Below are 18,515 nucleotides of genomic sequence, written 5' to 3'. Positions count from 1 at the left end.
GAGCGTAATGCTCACAACTTCCCCTTAGACTTAGCTAGTGGTGAACAGGCTCCTGTAGCTCTGACCGCTCCTGCTATCAATGGTTAATTCCTAGTCTGAACGAAAAGGCACTCCCGCAAGGGGGTGCTTTTTTGTTGTTAGAATAAAAAATAGGGTAGTTTGTTTGAGGTTAAATTATGATTAGTTTAGAACAAGCTTTAAATACTGTTGAGCAACTATCTTTAGAACAACAGGAAATGTTATTAGAAATTTTACAAAATCGTTTACTTGATATTCGTCGTCAAGAAATTGCTAGGGATGCTAAGGAGTCAATTAATGCTTTTCATCAAGGAGAATTTAAACCTCAACCCCTGGAAATTATTCTGAGAGAATTGAGAGAAACTTTAGAATAGATAACATGAGAGAACTGGTCTTAACGCCTAAATTTAAGCGGACTTTCCGTAAGTTTGTTCTCAGAAATCCCCAACGACAGAAAGCCATTGAGAAGACATTGGCACAAATGAGGGAAGATATTTATTTTTTGAGCTTGGGAACTCATTCATTAAAAGGAGAATTATCGGGACTTAAAGCTTGTTCTTGTGGTTATGATTGTCGGATTATTTTTTCTATAGAAATTGAACCAGACACCCAGAAGGAAGTTATTGTTTTACTTGACATTGGTACTCATGATGAAGTTTATTGATAATATGTTGTTCTCAAACAATCATCATTGATGGGAAATTTTGGATTCGACGAGATGGTACTGAGGAAGGAGGCGCTTCAGACCTTCTCAAAGCTGGTATCCCTCCAGAACCCATTGTTTTAGGGTTTCTTAGCCAAGAATTAAGGCAAGATTCCCAATTTGCTATTAGTTGACGTTAGCTTAACTACTCTCCTATTTTGCTTAGTACATAAGTTCCGTAGTGTGCGATCGCTGTTTTGGGTATCATACCTATACCCTACTGAATTCTACCCATCAATCTACTTTTCGACTGCAAAAACAAAAATCAGTCTATATCTTGACTGCAAAAACGGTATGTTAACTTTATATGGGATATTGACAAGCCCAAAAGCTTTCTTTAAACTAGATTCAGTGCATAAACAAAAATTCCGATAAGTACCTATTGCAGTAGGACTTCTCGGACGTTTGTATGTACTTAATTGTTTTTGGACATTTTTTCAAGGTTAATTATGACTCAGATCACATCGGCTGTCAATGACGACGGCTACCGTTCCAGTGCTGACCTCGTACACTGTCAAAGACAAGATGAAGCGCAGACTTTAGCTTTCGCTGATTCGGCCACATCAGGTGCGAGAGTTTTTATTTGTCATGTTTACGAACAGGGAGGAAGAACTCATCTAGTTTTTTCTCTACCTTGTAGTCTGCTTATTGAATTGGCAAAATTACAGAGTGCTGAAGCTAAAAAGAATAAGTCTAATGCGGATGAGGTCATGAACAGACCACTTATTCCCCAGCACGTTAACGAGATTGCAAAGTATTTGCTAGAGACAGATCAGTATATTTTGCCCCCATTCATCTTTAACTCGAATACACCGATCAAAGTTTTTACCTATGGTGCAGGTCCAGTCAAATTCGGTTATGCTGTTATGCCAATAGATGTAGAACTTTATGTTACTGATGGTCAACATCGGTTAAAAGCGATCGAAAAAGTTTTACCTGAAAAACCTGACTTGCGTAACGACAGCGTAACTGTGCTGGTGGTTCAAGAAGCAGATATGGATCAAATTCATCAAGATTTTGCCGATTGTGCCAAAAATAAACCCATCCCTCCTGCTTTATTGGCTGCTTTCGACGTTACCGATCCTCTTGCTAAGTTAACTCGGACAATTACTAAAGATTTAGTCATTTTCAATGGACGGATTGATAAAATCTCTCGTACTATCGGAAAAGACACCAAATATATGTTTACTATGAGTCAGTTAAGAATCGGTGTCGCTGAATTTCTTTTTGGTTCATCTCGAAAACCAGTTATAGAATCTCATTCTCGTCAAAGTAAGAGTGAATTTTTGCTAATGTTAGAGAGACTGAAGATTTTTTACACAGAATTCGCCAAAAATAACGGTACTTGGCGACTTTTGCTACAACCCGCATCTCAAACGGTCAATCTCAACTTATACGATCTCAGACAACAGCGCGTAGATTTTAATACGGTTGGGTTTCAGGTACTCAGTCGCATTGGACATTTCATCTTTTTTAGCCAAGAATTCACTGATTTACAGCGAGAAGCTCTAATTAAAGCACTTGCAGGTTTGGATTATACCCGTGACTCAGCTTTATGGCTAAATAGTATCGTGATTGATGATGCTGGTGCTAAAAAGATAGTTACACAGACAACAGCAGTCGATAAAGCGTTTAAAATCGCCAGAGATGCTGTACAAGAGAAAACTGGGATAGTTTTAATCTAGTTTCGAGTAGATTTAGAGCAATTTAGTCTTATATACCTTCTGAAATCACAAGCAGAGATTGAGCAGTTTTGCTTTATCTCTCTTTTCCTGTGACTATTGATAGGTTTTACTAATTAGACATACAGTATAGAGAGGAGAACTTTAAAAGCATATATGTAATGACCGCAATCCAAACCTCTCTACTACCGAATCGTACTATTGATGAGTTCGTAGAAGATATTAAACTACTGACTCAAGAAGTACAAAAGCTCTACTGTTTAGATGAGATTCCTTGGATTATTGGTGTTTCTTGGGGAAAAGATAGTTCAGCAGTTTTACAGTTAATCTGGAATGCGATCGCTGCTTTACCATTAGAGAAGCGACAAAAAACTATTCATGTGATCACCACCGACACAATGGTTGAAAATCCCATTGTCTCCGCATGGGTTAGAAAGTCGATGGAAAAGCTGGAAAAAGCTTCAGAAGCTCATAGAATGCCATTTAAATCACATTTACTCTATCCTGCTGTAGAAGATCGCTTTTGGAGTGGATTAATAGGTAAGGGTTATCCTGCTCCCCGTTTGAAATTTCGTTGGTGTACTGGAAGACTGAAAATTAACGCTTCTAATAACTTTATTCGTGAAGTCATCAGAAATTGTGGGGAAACAATATTAGTTTTGGGAATCCGCAAAACAGAAAGCTCTCGTCGTGCTAAGGTGATGGAAAAATTAGAAGCTAAAAGACTTCGTGATCGTTTGAGTCCTAATGCAAATATGCCCAATTCTCTCGTTTATAGTCCGATCGAAGATTGGCGTACTGATGAAGTATGGATGTACTTAATGCAGTGGGAAAATCCCTGGGGAGGAGACAACAAAGAATTATTAGCAATGTATCGAGGAGCGACTGCGGATAATGAATGTCCCCTAGTGGTAGATACCTCCAGTCCTAGCTGTGGAAGTTCCCGTTTTGGTTGTTGGGTTTGTACTTTGGTAGATAAAGATACATCTCTGAGTATGATGGTTCAGAATGACCAAGAAAAGGAATGGTTACAACCACTCGTAGAACTCAGAAATGAATTAGACCTTTTGGATGATAGAGAGAGACGTGATTTCCGTCGTCTTGTTGGGAAAGTACAATTATTTGAAAGAAACCTAAATGGAGAAATATCGATCGAACCCATACCGGGCCCTTATACTAAAAAATGGCGGGAATATTGGCTGAGAAGGGGATTAGAGGCACAGGAGAGCGTGCGTACTAATGCCCCAGAGGATATGAAAGATATTACCCTAATTACCACGGAGGAACTCAGCGAAATTCGCCGGATTTGGAGGGAAGAAAAGCACGAATTTGATGACCAATTACCGAAGATTTATAAACAAGTGACTGGAGAAACTTTTCAAGACCCGCGACCGGGGGCGGATAATAATCTTTTGGGGAGTGAAGAATGGGATATCCTCGCGGATATCTGTGCCGAGGATTCCATGCACCTAGAATTATTGGCTAAACTAATCGACACAGAACGTCAATATTTTCTCAAAATCTCTCGCAAGGGTATTTACAAAGACCTAGAAAAATGCTTTGAATCTAGTTCTCGTAGTAAAGAGGAAGCGATCGAAAATGCCCGTTATGTCTATGATCTAAAGAATGCCGCTCAAAGTGGCAATATTGCTCAGGTAAAAGAACAACTCAAAGAGAGTTTTAGTGAACCGGAAAAAGACCCGCAAAAACAGTTAACTTGGGCTAGTATGAAATTCCCTACAACCGATGAGGAGGAGGAATAACGGGTTTATTTTACCCGTAAACGTCCCTGGATTTTCCCTCTGGCAACAATCAATAAAATCCCAGCACTGGTCTGTGAAAAAAGTCGAAGGTAGAATCGGCACATTTTTCTAACCAGACATTAGTTTTTGGCACTTTTGCTTGTTCAAATAGTAATAAACCCAAAAACTGCGACCAGAGTTAGTTTTAACCATCTTTGCCCCTGCCAGTGTTTACGGGCAACATTTTTCGGTTTTTTCGCCATTGTTAGAGACGGTGTAACAATTGTGCTTTGATAACTTTTTCTGTGGGGTTGAGTTTGACTAATTGTGAACCTGTGCCGTCTTTCCCCGTGACTGTGACAGTTTCTACCTCTAAGGGCAGTTTTCGATTCTGATTGGTACTTAATAACACTATACTGCCGGCCCTGGCTGCTACCATGGCCGCTAAACTATCCTGTTTGTTGACGAATTGTAAAGCGGGTGAACCAAGATCGCCTAATTGTGATAAACGTAAATTCTCGATCGCCAGTCTTTTTCCGTAACCTAATCCCGAAATCAGAAGTAGATTTTCCCGATGAGGGAGAGAAACACAGCCAGCTAGATGTTCCCCGTAGCGCAATCGCAAAATTGCTAAACCCTGGGCAGATTTACCCATAATTGGCAATAATTCCTCGCGCACGGGATAACGCAACACCCGACCGCTACTGGTGGCGATCGCTAAGTCTAGGCCCTCGTGAGTAAAAATAGCAGCATATAGGCGATCGTCTTCTTTCAATTTCATCAGGGACAAACCACGACTCCCAACCCCCTCTAATTCATTGATGGGAAGTCGCTTTATTCGCCCCTGTTGACTCAGTAAAAGCAATTCTTGACTTTTTTGAGGTTCTGTCAAGAAAAATTGATTTAACACCTCTTCTGACTCTTTTTGGGCAGTTTTGGTCAGCAGACTGGAGATTAACACTGGTTGATTCGCCTGCGGGGGGACTTCCCGGATAGCAATCGGGTAAGCTTTGGCATTATCGAGGATAACTAGGAAATTTTCCCGTTTTTCGATCGCCTGTTGATAGATAATTAAACCCCGCTCCGGCGATCGCTCTTCTGGTGTCGTCCAACTAATTTTATCTTCGACATCAAGCAATAAAATCGCATTTTCTGGGGGTTCTTGGGGCGTAAATAGACTTAAACTCGGTGCATTCTCACTCTCAGACTTTTTCTTAACTTTATTCTCCTGTTTTTTAACTTCTGTCTCCTGTTTCCCTTCTGCTGTCTCCTGTTTTTTCACCACAGAATCCAGTTTCTTCTCTGCTGCCTCCTGTTTTTTCACAGCAGAATCCAGTTTCTTCCCTGCTGTCTCCTGTCTCCTATTTCCCGACTTCCCGGTGCGAATTTTTGTCCGTCTGCTATCGGCGAATTTTTTCTTTAAAGAGCGCAATTCTTTTTTCAGAGACTTGAGAAACTCCTGACGGTTATGGAGGAGAGTTTCTAACTGTTGAATTTTTGTTTGTAATTCCGTCGCTTCCGTCTCTAACTTTTGTCTTTCCAAACCAGTTAAACGACGCAGAGGCATAGCCAAGATAGAATCAGCTTGAGGGTCACTAATGCCCAATTCTGCCTGAAAACGATACTTAGCCGTCGTCCCATCGGGGGCATTTTTGAGAATATCCACCACTCGATCGATATTCTGCAAAGCTAATAATAAACCCTCGACTAAGTGTAAGCGATCGCTGGCCTGTTGCAACTCGTCACCATACTGACGGGTGAGAGTCGTTTCTCGAAAGCGCAAGAACTCCTGTAAAACTTGTTTTAACGATAACTGCCGGGGTTGATTATCGACCAAAGCGAGGATAATCGCCCCGAAATTAGTCTGCAGCGCCGTTTGTTGATATAAAGCAGCCAAAACCTGCTGCGGTTGACTTTCCCGCTTTAATTCAATCACCACCCGAATGCCTTCGCGATTGCTTTCATCGCGGATATCGGCAATTCCCTCCAATTTCCCTAAATTGACTAATTCAGCGATTTTTTCAATCCATGCCGCCTTATTCACCTGAAAAGGCAACTCAGTAACCACAATTGCCGTTCTTTCCCTTCGGCGCTTGCCCTCAATGATAATGGTTTCAGTTTTTGCCACTCCGCGCACGGGAATAATTCCCCTACCAGTGCGATAGGCCTCGCGAATGCCGGTATCATCTAAAATCTCGCCTCCCGTGGGAAAATCGGGACCGGGGATAATTTCTACTAACTTTTCCTCGCTTAAATCGGGATTATCAATCAAAGCGATTAAACCTTCCACCACTTCCCCTAAATTATGGGGAGGGATATTAGTCGCCATCCCTACCGCAATACCTGAACAACCATTAAGAATCAGTATCGGTAACTGAGCGGGTAAAACAACCGGTTCCTGTTGAGAATTATCAAAATTACTGCTAAAATTAACTATAGCCTCGCTAATTCCTCCTAAAACCGCCTGATCACCGATGCCAGCCAAACGGGTTTCTGTGTAACGCATGGCCGCTGGGGGGTCGTTATCGATCGAACCAAAGTTACCATGGCCCGATAAAAGTGGGTAACGACTGGAAAAATCCTGTACCATACGAACCAGTGCCTCATACACTGACTGATCGCCGTGGGGATGATATTTACCCAACACATCCCCCACCACCCGCGCACATTTGCGAAAAGGGCGATCGGGAGTTAAACCCAGTTCGTGCATAGCGTATAATATGCGACGATGCACTGGTTTTAGTCCATCCCGTACATCCGGCAAGGCTCGCCCCACGATCACACTCATGGCATATTCTAGATAGGAGCGTTCCATCTCTTGGTGTAAGGCCGTGGGTATAATTTGACCACTAGCTAAGAAATCCAGTTGTTTGGCCATGAGTCTCTCGTTTTCAATCTGTCTAGCTGTGAATCATAAGGCATTTTGCCCGTTTTAACCTTGTTTATCCCTAAGCATCCCTATGACAACTGTTTTGATTGTAGAAGACGACCCGATAAATTTTCGCATTTTCGCCAAAATTTTGACCAAACGAGGTGGTCTAGAGGTCAAAGGGACTGAAGACGTGGAAGAAGTGCTTCGTATTGCTCGGGACAAGGAAGCGGACGTGATCTTAATGGATGTCTCCCTCTCCCATAGTGTCTATGAAGGGAAATCGGTAGATGGCATTAGAATCAGCCAAATTCTCAAAGCTAACCCCGAAACCGCCGATTTACCCGTTATTCTCGTCACTGCTCACGCTATGGAGGGCGATCGAGAGAATTTTCTCAACCAGAGTCGGGCCGATGGTTATATTTCTAAACCTGTGGTTGATCATCAAGCTTTTGTTGACCAAATTTTAGCGATTATCGATCAGAAGCCGGTCTAAGCTTTGAGTCTTCTTTTGTTAGTATATCAGTATTGATCTAGGGTTGGCTGAATAAATCTAAAAACCTTGTTGGGTAAGACTTTTAGACCTTTTGTCAATCAAAAAGTACCGGCGACGGGAGTGATTGGGGGGAAAATTCCAGGACTTTTCCCCTGAAAATTAGGTAATTGACCCCCTCAAAATCGGTAAAACCCTACACCCCACACTCTGTCCCCACAAGAAACTTTGTCAGCAAACCCTACTTAATCCTCCACTCTGCCATAGATGGCGTAGGCTCGATCGAGCGACCAGGCCCACATCTGATCCCCTAGGGAAAAATGCCACCATTCCCCCTTATGTCGGCTAAATCCCGCCTCCTCCATCACTTCAGCTAATAAAACTCGTTTTTGATGATAACTCTGTTCTTGCGGGCTTTTTGCGGCGATATAATAATCGGGATGCGATCGCTCTCCGATCTCATCGATTTCTCCCCCCATGTCGATCGTTTGTCCCTTCTCATCCACCAGGGTAATATCGATCGCCGCTCCGGTACTATGAGGGGGCGGAGTGGCGGCATTATCGCTGGGAACTGCCCAAATAGTGTAAACTTCTGTTAAAATCGCTTGACTTTCTGCCTCCGATAGTTTCTCTTTAGCTAATCCTCTTGTGTCTAGGAGAGTCTGAAAAGTATAATCAACCATAAATTGTTGCACTTCGACTGGTCGATAGGCATCAAAAATCAGAATTTGCCAACCGGGTTGATAGACTTGCAGAAGGTTTTGAGCCTCAATCAGGGCATTTAACACCCCTTGTCGCAAAAAATAGGGAGATTTACCCCGATAATTAGCCCCTAATTTCTCGTAAGCATGGGGATAAGGTATAACAAACCTATCTGCGGGTATAGGTACTAGGGGTTGCCCACATTCACGAATAGGAATTTTTTGATAGGGTTTCATCTCGTCGTCAGAAAACGGTGATTGTGGCACTCTTTTCCCCACATTGGCCGAAAATTTTTTGATTGATGCAAGAGAGCTAGTTTTTATGGGCGAGAATTGCTATGAGGTTCTCAATTCAACTGGTGAGAAATGGGGGTTGTTCAGCTTGGCTGTCAGTTAACGATTTTTAAAAGCTTCGATCGCTGCCGGCAAAGTATAGTAAATTCTCTCCTCGCCAATTTTATCTAACAAGCGAGAACGTTGCAATTGTAAGTACAGATCATGTTTAACCCTAGCGAGAGCGAAAATTATACCCTGTCTTGATAATTCCCTTGCTAATTCATCGAGAATCTCCACGGCTGTACTATCCAATTCCCCAAGTGCCTCCGTATTCAAGACAAACCATTCTACCGGTTTTGTCTCCCGGGCAATGGCACTGAGGGCGCGGCGTTTGAAGTCGGCCGCATTAGCAAAAAATAAGGGGGCATCGTAACGATAGATAACTAACCCCGGTATTGTTTGCGCTTCTGGCCAATCCTGAAGCGCGTGTAAACCCATCACGCCCGGTACTCTACCCAAAACGGCATCATCGGGTCGAGTAATGCGGGCCAATAAATCGATAACCGAGAGACCGATAGCGATAGCAACCCCGCTTAAAATCCCCGTGGTTAGCACCCCCACCATGGTCAGGACAGCGAGATTAAACTCACTATTGCGAAAGCGTTTTAGTCGTTTAGCGCCGGCAATATCCACCAGTTTACAGGCCGCATAAATCACCAGCGCACCCAGAGCGGCCTTGGGAAAGAGTGCCAGTAGTGGACCGAGGGAGAAAATGACCGCCACCACCACCACTGCCACCACCAGGGAGTAAAGCTGACTTTTACTGCCCACCGAATCGCCCACTGCAGTGCGACTGGCGCTGCTGCTGATGGGAAATCCCTGACAAAAACCCGCCGCCAGATTCCCCAGTCCCAGGGCTAAAAATTCTTGATTGGCATCGATTTCTTGGTTATGGCGTGCGGCGAAGGCTCTGGCGGTCAAGACGTTATCGGAATAGCCCACCAGGGCAATGCCGACGGCTGCGGTCACTAGGGGTAGTAATTGGGAAAAATCTAGGGGTGGTAAGCCAAAATTGGGCAAAGTCTTGTTAATTTGGCCCACTACTGCCACCCCTTCTCGATCAAGATGGAGGGTGGCGACGGCGAGGGTTCCCAGTAAAACCGCCAGCAAGGGACCGGGGGCTTTGGGAAAATATTTTTGGATGATAAATAGAAATAGTAGCAGCAGTAGAGCTAGGCTAAGGGTTGGCCAGTGCCATTGGTTTATTCCCCGAAAAAAAGCTAAAATTTCTTTAAAAACCGTATTTTCATGGATTGACAAACCACTAATTTTACCCAGTTGTCCCGCAATCATGATTACCGCCACTCCCGCCATATAACCGATCAGGATCGGTTTGGAGAGTAAATTAGCTAGAAATCCCAAACGGGCGATATAAGCGACCAAACAGATTAAACCGACCATTAGAGCCAAAAAAGCCGCTAAACTGCCGTAATTTTCTCCTTGAAGGCTCACCATCGGTGCTATCGCTGCTGCTGTCATCACTGCTGTGGTCGATTCCGGTCCGAGGGATAGTTGCGGTGAGGAGCCGAAAAGGGCGTAAACTAGAGCCGCCGGCACGAGAGTCCACAATCCCACCACCGGATCGACCCCAGCCAGGTCGCCGTAGGCCATACACTGGGGAATAGCGTAGGCTGCCACGGTGACACCAGCGAGGATATCTCGGCCCAACCACTGCCATCCATAGGAGCGCAGGTTTCTTAGCCCGGGTAAATCAGGAAAATCGACTCGTCGGGAGTTTTTACTCATATTTTCTCTGTCAACGGCGACTTAACCTTTTAACGAAAGAGTTAGCTAGGAAAAGCCTTTAGGCTGAGATATTTTCTGTCAGCAGGATATTTATGCCATGTTAGTCGCAATTTTAGTTAAATTGGCTAAATATACTCGGAAATATCTTCTTGACAATCATCGGCCAAGTATGATAGGGCGCGGAAGCGTAACCCGACTAATTGTTCGTAGAGAGGATTTAACTTGCACAGGGGCGGAATATGGACTAATTTATGGCCAAAAAGCACGATATCGCGTTCAAAAGGACATTGAGGCGGCACCATTTTGCAGATAAACCGGGCCAAGCGCGGATCGTGCATTTCTACCCCATCTAACCAATCTTTGAGGGGATGCAGCAGATCTGGGTGGGGATGTTCGGCACTGATAAACTCGGATTTATTCGCTTCCGTGGTAATTTCGGGAATTTCACAGACAGTATGTTCTAAAGCTGACAAGGCCTCGATTTCTAACCCGAAAGCATCCCGATAACTACGCAGTAATTGCGCTTCTGCGGGGGAATAAATACCATCGGCGATCGCTACCATGACCGCCGTGCGGAGGAAGTTTTCTGATATTTTGGGGTCATGACCGAAACTTGCGGCCAATTCTTCGGGACTAATCGATTGATAGAGAACGTGGTCGTCATCTAATTCTAATTCATGAGCGAAACGGGCGATCGATTCCTGTTCGCTGGTGCTATAGTCCCCGTCAGACCAAGCAATTGTCAGTAATCCCCGTAACCAGTCCCTAACTTGTTCGTTAGTGTAGCGGTATTGAACAGAGCTAACCATAGGTATGTATTGCTAAAACTGATTTCTAGTTTCTCAATTTAATTCTACCCATTGCCCCCGTATTCTAGTGGCTCCTGTTCATATCATGTAACTATAGCAAATATCCTTATGGTCAGCTAGGAAGTTTTCGTTTTTCAGCCGGCATAATTTCGCAGTTTTCGCCCCCAGGAGAGGGGGTAGGGGTTTGGTGCTTCTTGTCCCTTCCCCAACCGCGTCAGTCCTGCTGAAAAGGCGGATTACTGGGATTAACGTCCGATCCCGAGGTAACGGAAACCAGCTGCTGTCACCACCGCAGGATCGAGAAAATTGCGACCATCAATCAACACCGGTTCGCGCATGGTTTTAACCATTTTGCCGTAGTCGAGACGGAGAAATTCTTGCCATTCCGTCACCACCACCAAAGCGTCGCAACCATCGGCTAATCTTTCTGGATCCGATTCGATAATCACACCACTGAGACCGTGACTTAAACCACTTTGGGAAACGATCGGATCATAGGCCTTTACCTTAGCACCCAAACGATTTAACTGTTCGATCATGGTTAAAGCCGGAGCATCGCGCATATCATCGGTATCAGGTTTAAAAGTTAATCCCAACAAACCGACGGTTTTCCCCTTGAGGATTTTTAATTCCTGTTGCAGTTTTTCGATCGCAATTGTCCGTTGACGTTTGTTAACATTGATAGCGGCGTTAAGTAATTCCGTTTCGTAACCGTAGTCTTCTGCGGTATGTACCAAAGCCGACACATCTTTAGGGAAACAGGAACCCCCCCAACCGATCCCGGCCGAGAGGAATTTGCTACCGATACGGGAATCTAAACCGATACCTTTAGCCACTTGGGTGACATCGGCCCCCACGCGATCACAGATGTTAGCTACTTCGTTAATAAAGCTGATTTTGGTGGCTAGGAAGGCGTTAGCTGCGTATTTAATCATTTCCGCCGAACTGAGATCCGTAACCACCACGGGAACGGGAGGCAAGGAGGTATCGTCAGCGAATTGGCGTTCCACCAAAGGCGCGTACAATTCCTTCATCATTTCGATGGCTTTCGGGTTATTACTGCCTAAAACAATGCGATCGGGGTTAAAAGTATCATAAACCGCCGAACCTTCCCGTAAAAATTCGGGATTGCTGACCACATCGAATGCCGCTTCGATGCGTTCTATTGTACTAATGCCGCCAACCGCAGCCACGAGATTTTTTTGTCTCTCGGCCACACCATCGAGGACGATCATCCGTACCCAATCCCCAGAACCGATGGGAACAGTAGATTTATTGACGATTACTTTATAACCACCGTTGAGATGGGCCCCAATACCCCGGGCCACCGCTTCCACATAACGGGTGTCACTTTCTCCTGTGGGTAGTGCGGGCGTACCAACAGCGATAAAGAGAATTTCGCCGTGTTTAACTCCCGCTTCTAGGTCCGTGGAAAATTCCAGATTGCCGGAGGCTGCCGAAGACTGCATTAATTCCGATAACCCCGGTTCATAGATGGGAGATTGTCCCGATTTCATCAATTTGACTTTTTCTTCATTGTTGTCAATACAGATAACATGATGGCCAATATGTGCTAGACAAACCCCAGTGACTAAACCCACATAACCCGTTCCGATAACACAAACACGCATGATAATCACTCCAGTGACAATTAAGTTCAATTTATTGATTAGGGATTAGCTTAGACGAGAACGGAAATCCTCGATCGTCATTTTTAAACCCTGGCGCAGAGGAATAGTTGGACTCCAATCTAGATAGGTTTTAGCACGAGTGATATCCGGTTGTCGTTGCTTGGGATCATCTTCCGGCAGTGATTGATAGACCAATTCGGCCTCGGGATTAATCATGCCTTGGATCACCTGCGCTAATTCCAGAATTGTGTATTCGTCGGGATTGCCGAGATTAACTGGCCCGATAAAATCCCCATTCATCAAACGCATTAACCCTTCCACCAGGTCAGAAACATAGCAAAAACTGCGGGTTTGGGAACCTTCACCATAAACCGTCAGGGGTTGACCGCGCAAAGCTTGCACCACGAAATTACTCACCACTCGACCATCGTTTTCCAACATTCGCGGGCCGTAGGTGTTGAAAATCCGGGCCACCCGGATATCGACTTTATGCTCCCGATAATACTCAAAAGCTAGGGTTTCCGCCACCCGTTTACCTTCGTCATAACAGGAACGCGGTCCGATGCAGTTGACATTGCCTCGATATTCTTCCGTTTGCGGATGCACATCGGGATCGCCATAGACTTCTGAGGTAGAAGCGAGCAAAAATCGCGCTTTTACCCGTTTAGCCAAGCCCAGCATATACATAGTCCCTAAAACATTGGTTTTAATTGTTTTGACGGGGTTATATTGATAGTGGATTGGGGAAGCAGGACAGGCCAGGTGATAGATCTGATCCACCTCTAAACGGATCGGCTCGGTGATATCGTGACGAATTAGCTCAAAATAAGGATTTCCTAGCCATTTAACGATGTTTCGGCGCACCCCCGTGTAGAAGTTATCCAGACAGATCACTTCATGACCCTGTTCCATCAAGCGATCGATTAGATGGGAACCGATAAAACCAGCACCGCCTGTAACTAGGATTCTCATGTAATCGCACAGTAAACATATAAAATTATTCTTAAAATACCCTTACGCCGGTTTTTTGGCAAATATTTTTTTTGAGGAGGTGTTAAGTATCAGTGATCGACGAGCAGTTATCAGCGATCGCCGATTCAAGGCTAATGGCTGAATAATGGCTCGGTAATCCTTAAAATGGAAATAACACGCAAATTTGAGGCTAAATTATGACCAGTGCCGAGCAAAATAAGCTATTTATCCTGATTGATGGGCATTCTTTGGCTTTTCGTGCCTATTATGCCTTTGCTAAGTCTCGTTCGGGACCTCTGCGTACTTCTACCGGCATTCCCACCAGTGTTTGTTTTGGGTTTTTAAACTCTCTGATGCAGTTACTAGAAACTCAAAAACCTGCTTATTTAGCGGTCGCTTTTGATTTAGCAGCTCCTTCTTTTCGCCACGAAGCTGATGTCAATTATAAGGCTAATCGGCAAGAAACTCCCGAAGAATTTCGCCCCGATTTAACGAATCTGCAAAGTCTCTTGGCAGCGATGAATATTCCTATTGTGACTTCCCCAGGTTACGAAGCAGATGATGTTTTAGGAACTTTGGCAAAACAAGCTGGCGATCATGGTTATACAGTCAAGATTTTAACAGGCGATCGAGATTTATTTCAATTGGTAGATGAGGAGAAAAAAACCACGGTTCTCTATCTGGATATTAATGCAGTCAAAAGTACATCGGCACAGGGTTATACAGAATTTAATTCCCAAGCTGTCACGGAAAAGTTAGGGGTGACACCAAAACAGGTAGTAGATTTTAAAGCTCTTTGCGGTGACAAGTCTGATAATATCCCCGGAGTGCGCGGAATTGGCGAAAAAACAGCGATAGATTTATTAAAAAAATACGATAACTTAGAGGATATCTATACCAATCTGCAATCGATCAATGGAATGGTAAAAACTAAATTATTAGAGGGAAAAACCGCCGCCGAAAGTTCTCGCTATTTAGCTAAAATCGCCCTTGATGCCCCCGTTAGCCTCGAAGAGGATAAATTTCGTCTCCGAGGTTTTGATCGGCGTTTAGTTAAACCTTTATTGGAAAGATTAGAGTTAAAGAAAATTCTCCAGAAACTCGATCAAATTCAACAGTATCTAGGTGGCACTCCTACCCTAGAATTAACTAGCGATGCTGATTCTAATCAATTGTCTCTGTTTGATTTACCCCCTATTTCTCTACCGGTTCTAATTGCTCCCGACATTATTGATACTATTCCTAAGTTAGATGCTTTACTGGCAAAATTAACAACTTTCACTAATCCACATTTTCCCGTCGCTTGGGACACCGAAACCACGGATTTAAATCCTCGTTTAGCCAAATTAGTTGGCATCGGTTGCTGTTGGGGAAAAGAATTAAATGCTATGGCCTATATTCCCATCGGCCACCAGAGCGGTGATAATTTAAATCTAGAGATAGTTCTCGAAAAATTACGCCCAATTTTAGCCAGTGATAATTATCCGAAAGTCTTCCAGAATGCGAAATTTGATATTGATGTTTTTTATCATCAAGGAATTACCGTTAAAGGTCTAGTTTTTGATACTATGGTGGCTAGTTATGTCCTCCATCCCGAACTAACTCATAATCTCGAAGATTTGTGCGATCGCTATTTAGACGGTATCACTTCCCTTAGTTATAAAAGTCTCGGTATTCCTACGGGAAAAACTATCGCTGATTTAGATATTACAACCACTGCCAACTACTGCGGATTAGATGCCTATGCTACCTATTTACTTCGAGAAAAATTACAGGCAGAATTAACTAAAATTCCCTCTTTATATCAATTATTCTCAGAGGTAGAATCTCCCTTAGTCATAGTGCTGTGGCAGATGGAAAATTATGGTATAAAAATTAATATCAATTATCTAAAAAACTTGTCCCAGCAACTAGAAAGAGACTTGGCAGACATAGAAAAAAAAGCTTATGAATCTATCGGAGAAACTTTTAATCTTAGCTCTCCTAAACAGTTAAGTGAAATCCTCTTTGATCGATTGGCACTCAACCGCAAAAAATCCAGAAAAACCAAAACAGGTTACTCCACCGATCAAAGTGTTTTAGAGAAACTACAAGGCGATCATCCCCTGATTGATTATATCCTTGAACATCGCACCTTATCCAAATTAAAATCCACCTATGTGGATGCTTTACCGAAATTAGCCGAACCAAAAACCGCAAGAGTACATACAGATTTTAATCAAACCATCACCAGCACCGGACGATTATCATCCTCCAATCCTAACCTACAAAATATCCCTATTCGCAGTGAATTTTCCAGACGAATTCGTCAAGCTTTTATCCCCGAAGATGGTTACTTATTGGTGTCAGCGGACTACTCACAAATCGAGTTAAGAATTCTCGCTCATCTCAGTCAAGAACCAGTTTTATTAGAAGCGTATCGTAGTAATCAAGATGTTCATAAAGTCACCGCTCAATTGCTCTTTGATAAAGGGGAAATTACCCCCGAAGAACGCAGTTTAGGAAAAACAATTAACTTCGGAGTTATTTATGGCATGGGAGCGCAAAAATTCGCCCGTGAATCGAAATTAACCGTGGAACAGGGCAGAAAATTTATTGAAAAATATCATCAACGTTATGCCCAAGTATTTGAGTATTTAGAGAATAGCAAAAAACAAGCGATCGCTCAGGGATATGTGGAAACAATTTTGGGCAGAAGACGTTATTTTAACTTCGATAATCCCCTCTTAAAAAGACTGCGGGGACTGTCCTTACATGACATCGATTTAGATAGCCTCAAACTCAACAACGAGGAAGCACAATTATTAAGATCGGCCGCTAATGCGCCCATTCAGGGTTCCAGTGCTGATATTATTAAAGTAGCGATGGTAAAATTGGCCGAGGTACTGCAAAATTATCGAGCGAGATTACTGCTGCAAGTCCATGATGAATTAGTCTTGGAAGTACCGAGGGAAGAATGGCCATCCCTAGAGTCAAAAATCAAGACGACTATGGAAGAAGCTGTCTCCTTGACGATCCCTCTCTTGGTAGAAATAAAAGCCGGTGACAATTGGATGGAAACCAAATAAAACTATGATCGAAAACAGACAATTTTTAACCCCAGAAGAATCCGCAGATGTGGACGCTGCCCTCTTGACTTCTCCCGAAAAATTCCTGACTCGTTTAACGATTTCTTCCCTACGCTTACTAAAAATAATCGCCGAAGATACGGGAGTAACCCTAGAAGAACTAACCCATAAACAGGTCATTCAATGGCTAGAAAAAGATAGTCAACTGCGTCGGGAACAGGGGATCGAAGCGGCAGTGCTGAAATGGTAAATAAACTCTTAAAAAATCAGCTACCCCTGACAATTTATGCTAGTTTTTAGCTATAAAGTTACTGGAGTTACAACAATGACAATTACCCTAAAAGTGCCTAGTATTGCCTGTGAAGGTTGCGCTAATACCATTACTAAAGCGATTAACAATCAGCAACCAGCAGCCCAAATATCGGTGGATGTAGCCAATAAAATCGTCACGGTAGAAACCACCGCATCCCCCGCAGAAATTGCCCAATGGATCAGCGAAGTCGGCCATACTGTTGAGTCTAGCAGTGAGGGTTGACATCCTCCCCCGTTAAAAATATACCTCTCTGGTAAAAATCAACAATTGTCGTGATTATTGTTGAATGTCATCTCGAATACTGCTCGACTGACACCTTCCACAAAGCTAAGTGCTTTATTTGCTGTGTCAATCATGTGTTCAACATACACTTGATTATCTTTCTGCGACATAACACACCTCTGCTGTTGCTAAAACACGCTCACGAATATGATGATTAAGAGATTTGATGGTAACGAGATCAATAGTACGTCCATCAAATAATTGAGATAGTTCTTCTTGAATTTGATGAAGTTTGAAAAAACTGGGGGTAAAACCAAGTTCAAACTCAACGAGCAGATCAATATCACTATCTGCGGTGAAATCATCTCGTAAAACTGAACCAAATAAGGAAAGTTTATGAATATGCCAATGTTGGCAAAGTTGTGAGAGTTTTTCTTGAGGAATTTTCATATTTTTGTGTTGATCAGATTAGTTTTACTCCCAAGCTTTCTAGTTGTTGATTTATCCAAGCGGTTGCCGTTTCTTCATCGGTTTCTAATAAAGGGTCTATTTAGAGATTTTTTGCAACTTCATCCCTATTTTTCTCATTTTTGAACTCTCAAAAATTAATTATCCAAGAAGTCTAATCGAAGATTTTAACCGAGGCTAAAACTTCTTCTTTGAGCATAAGTATAGCTTCTGTCATTGCGTTTGTTAGAGAATTAATATCTTTGAGGACATAATCTAAATATCCATTATTAAGTGCAATATGAGCGCGAGGCCAAACATCACAATGAGGCCAAGAAGCATCTGAACATTCAATGTGAAGGTGTAAGCTTTGTTTATATTTAGCATGAGCAGCATCATCAGGTTCATTAGGATCGCAATGAAGTAAACAAAATTCTTTTTCTGCTGGTTCTGGTAAGGTTTTATCAATGATATAAAAATGAAGATAAGCACGGTCTAGATAAAATTTTTCTTTTTTGCCTTGATAGGTTTTATACCATCTTTCATAATAGGTAGCTTGTAAGTCAGGGACAAAAGTTTTAAAACGGCTCTCAGTATATTGATTCGTTGTTGATTGATAAGTATCTTTGACAGACGCAACATATTCGTCACCTTTACTAACAGGTTGAACAAATAGCTTATTTTTTAAAACAAGTGGCCTTAGCATCTTTTTAATTAATTGAGGACGCTCTTTCAAATCTTGAGAGTTTATTTCAATTCTCAT

Annotated in this window: 17 protein-coding genes and 2 pseudogenes; 10 read left to right on the top strand and 9 right to left on the bottom strand. The window is 43.0% G+C overall.

The genetic code is table 11. The annotated features are described in order from the left end of the window. The 6 genes and pseudogenes from MiAbW_RS15735 to dndC form a co-directional block, all read left to right on the top strand. Positions 1 to 87 (top strand): annotated as a pseudogene (locus tag MiAbW_RS15735) (photosystem Q(B) 2 domain protein); the annotation flags it as partial. Positions 88 to 176: 89 nt separating this feature from the next. Continuing rightward, on the top strand, positions 177 to 392 hold the full coding sequence (locus tag MiAbW_RS15730) for a hypothetical protein (RefSeq protein ID WP_151696864.1): 216 nt from the start codon (positions 177 to 179) through the stop codon (positions 390 to 392). 5 nt (positions 393 to 397) lie between these two features. After that, on the top strand, positions 398 to 682 hold the full coding sequence (locus MiAbW_RS15725; protein ID WP_151696863.1) for a type II toxin-antitoxin system RelE/ParE family toxin: 285 nt from the start codon (positions 398 to 400) through the stop codon (positions 680 to 682). Further along, a complete protein-coding gene (locus MiAbW_RS15720; RefSeq protein WP_151696862.1) occupies positions 679 to 855 on the top strand; it encodes an element excision factor XisI family protein in 177 nt (58 codons plus the stop codon). The genes MiAbW_RS15725 and MiAbW_RS15720 overlap by 4 nt, the downstream gene beginning before the upstream one ends. Before the next feature lie 315 nt (positions 856 to 1,170). Next, on the top strand, positions 1,171 to 2,406 hold the full coding sequence (locus tag MiAbW_RS15715; protein WP_151696861.1) for a DNA sulfur modification protein DndB: 1,236 nt from the start codon (positions 1,171 to 1,173) through the stop codon (positions 2,404 to 2,406). 158 nt (positions 2,407 to 2,564) lie between these two features. After that, entirely contained in the window at positions 2,565 to 4,166 is a 1,602-nt protein-coding gene (gene dndC, locus MiAbW_RS15710) for a DNA phosphorothioation system sulfurtransferase DndC (RefSeq protein WP_151696860.1), read from the top strand. Between the two features lie 61 nt (positions 4,167 to 4,227). Here the strand turns inward: dndC and MiAbW_RS20595 are convergent. Further along, positions 4,228 to 4,408 (bottom strand): annotated as a pseudogene (locus tag MiAbW_RS20595) (hypothetical protein); the annotation flags it as partial. A gap of 2 nt (positions 4,409 to 4,410) precedes the next feature. Then, positions 4,411 to 7,023 (bottom strand): DNA gyrase/topoisomerase IV subunit A, encoded by a 2,613-nt coding sequence (locus MiAbW_RS15700; RefSeq protein ID WP_151696859.1) that lies wholly within the window; start codon positions 7,021 to 7,023, stop codon positions 4,411 to 4,413. Positions 7,024 to 7,105: 82 nt separating this feature from the next. Here MiAbW_RS15700 and MiAbW_RS15695 point away from each other — a divergent pair, with 82 nt between their 5' ends. Next, the gene (locus tag MiAbW_RS15695; protein ID WP_151696858.1) at positions 7,106 to 7,510 is read left to right on the top strand and encodes a response regulator; all 405 of its coding nucleotides are present in this window, start codon (positions 7,106 to 7,108) and stop codon (positions 7,508 to 7,510) included. A 242-nt stretch (positions 7,511 to 7,752) separates the two neighbouring features. On the opposite strand, the gene MiAbW_RS15690 is transcribed toward MiAbW_RS15695, so the two are convergent. From MiAbW_RS15690 to MiAbW_RS15670, 5 genes are all read right to left on the bottom strand, one after another. After that, positions 7,753 to 8,445, bottom strand: a complete 693-nt coding sequence (locus MiAbW_RS15690; protein ID WP_151696866.1) for a M15 family metallopeptidase — start codon at positions 8,443 to 8,445, stop codon at positions 7,753 to 7,755. 156 nt (positions 8,446 to 8,601) lie between these two features. Then, positions 8,602 to 10,290, bottom strand: coding sequence for a SulP family inorganic anion transporter (locus MiAbW_RS15685; RefSeq protein WP_151696857.1), 1,689 nt, complete (start codon positions 10,288 to 10,290; stop codon positions 8,602 to 8,604). Positions 10,291 to 10,415: 125 nt separating this feature from the next. Further along, positions 10,416 to 11,099 (bottom strand): Mo-dependent nitrogenase C-terminal domain-containing protein, encoded by a 684-nt coding sequence (locus MiAbW_RS15680; protein ID WP_151696856.1) that lies wholly within the window; start codon positions 11,097 to 11,099, stop codon positions 10,416 to 10,418. Between the two features lie 245 nt (positions 11,100 to 11,344). Next, positions 11,345 to 12,730 carry a UDP-glucose dehydrogenase family protein gene (locus MiAbW_RS15675; protein WP_151696855.1) on the bottom strand — a complete coding sequence of 462 codons (1,386 nt, stop codon included), beginning with the start codon at positions 12,728 to 12,730 and terminating at the stop codon, positions 11,345 to 11,347. A 45-nt stretch (positions 12,731 to 12,775) separates the two neighbouring features. Further along, complete coding sequence (locus MiAbW_RS15670; RefSeq protein WP_151696854.1) at positions 12,776 to 13,702, bottom strand: UDP-glucuronic acid decarboxylase family protein; 927 nt, start codon at positions 13,700 to 13,702, stop codon at positions 12,776 to 12,778. Between the two features lie 197 nt (positions 13,703 to 13,899). Here MiAbW_RS15670 and polA point away from each other — a divergent pair, with 197 nt between their 5' ends. Genes polA through MiAbW_RS15655 form a run of 3 tightly spaced genes read left to right on the top strand, consistent with a single transcriptional unit; the run spans position 13,900 to position 17,305 of the window. Beyond that, positions 13,900 to 16,770 (top strand): DNA polymerase I, encoded by a 2,871-nt coding sequence (gene polA, locus MiAbW_RS15665; protein WP_151696853.1) that lies wholly within the window; start codon positions 13,900 to 13,902, stop codon positions 16,768 to 16,770. 4 nt (positions 16,771 to 16,774) lie between these two features. Further along, positions 16,775 to 17,020, top strand: a complete 246-nt coding sequence (locus tag MiAbW_RS15660) for a hypothetical protein (RefSeq protein WP_002746191.1) — start codon at positions 16,775 to 16,777, stop codon at positions 17,018 to 17,020. A 36-nt stretch (positions 17,021 to 17,056) separates the two neighbouring features. Then, positions 17,057 to 17,305, top strand: coding sequence for a heavy-metal-associated domain-containing protein (locus MiAbW_RS15655; protein WP_002759990.1), 249 nt, complete (start codon positions 17,057 to 17,059; stop codon positions 17,303 to 17,305). Positions 17,306 to 17,458: 153 nt separating this feature from the next. Here the strand turns inward: MiAbW_RS15655 and MiAbW_RS15650 are convergent, their stop codons facing one another. After that, positions 17,459 to 17,755, bottom strand: coding sequence for a nucleotidyltransferase family protein (locus MiAbW_RS15650; protein WP_106909158.1), 297 nt, complete (start codon positions 17,753 to 17,755; stop codon positions 17,459 to 17,461). A gap of 172 nt (positions 17,756 to 17,927) precedes the next feature. Further along, positions 17,928 to 18,515 (bottom strand): hypothetical protein, encoded by a 588-nt coding sequence (locus MiAbW_RS15645; RefSeq protein WP_151696852.1) that lies wholly within the window; start codon positions 18,513 to 18,515, stop codon positions 17,928 to 17,930.

It is taken from the genome of Microcystis aeruginosa NIES-4325, assembly GCF_008974145.1.
GTDB classification, from domain to species: Bacteria; Cyanobacteriota; Cyanobacteriia; order Cyanobacteriales; family Microcystaceae; genus Microcystis; species Microcystis aeruginosa_G.
This window is presented reverse-complemented; position numbering and strand designations above follow the sequence as displayed.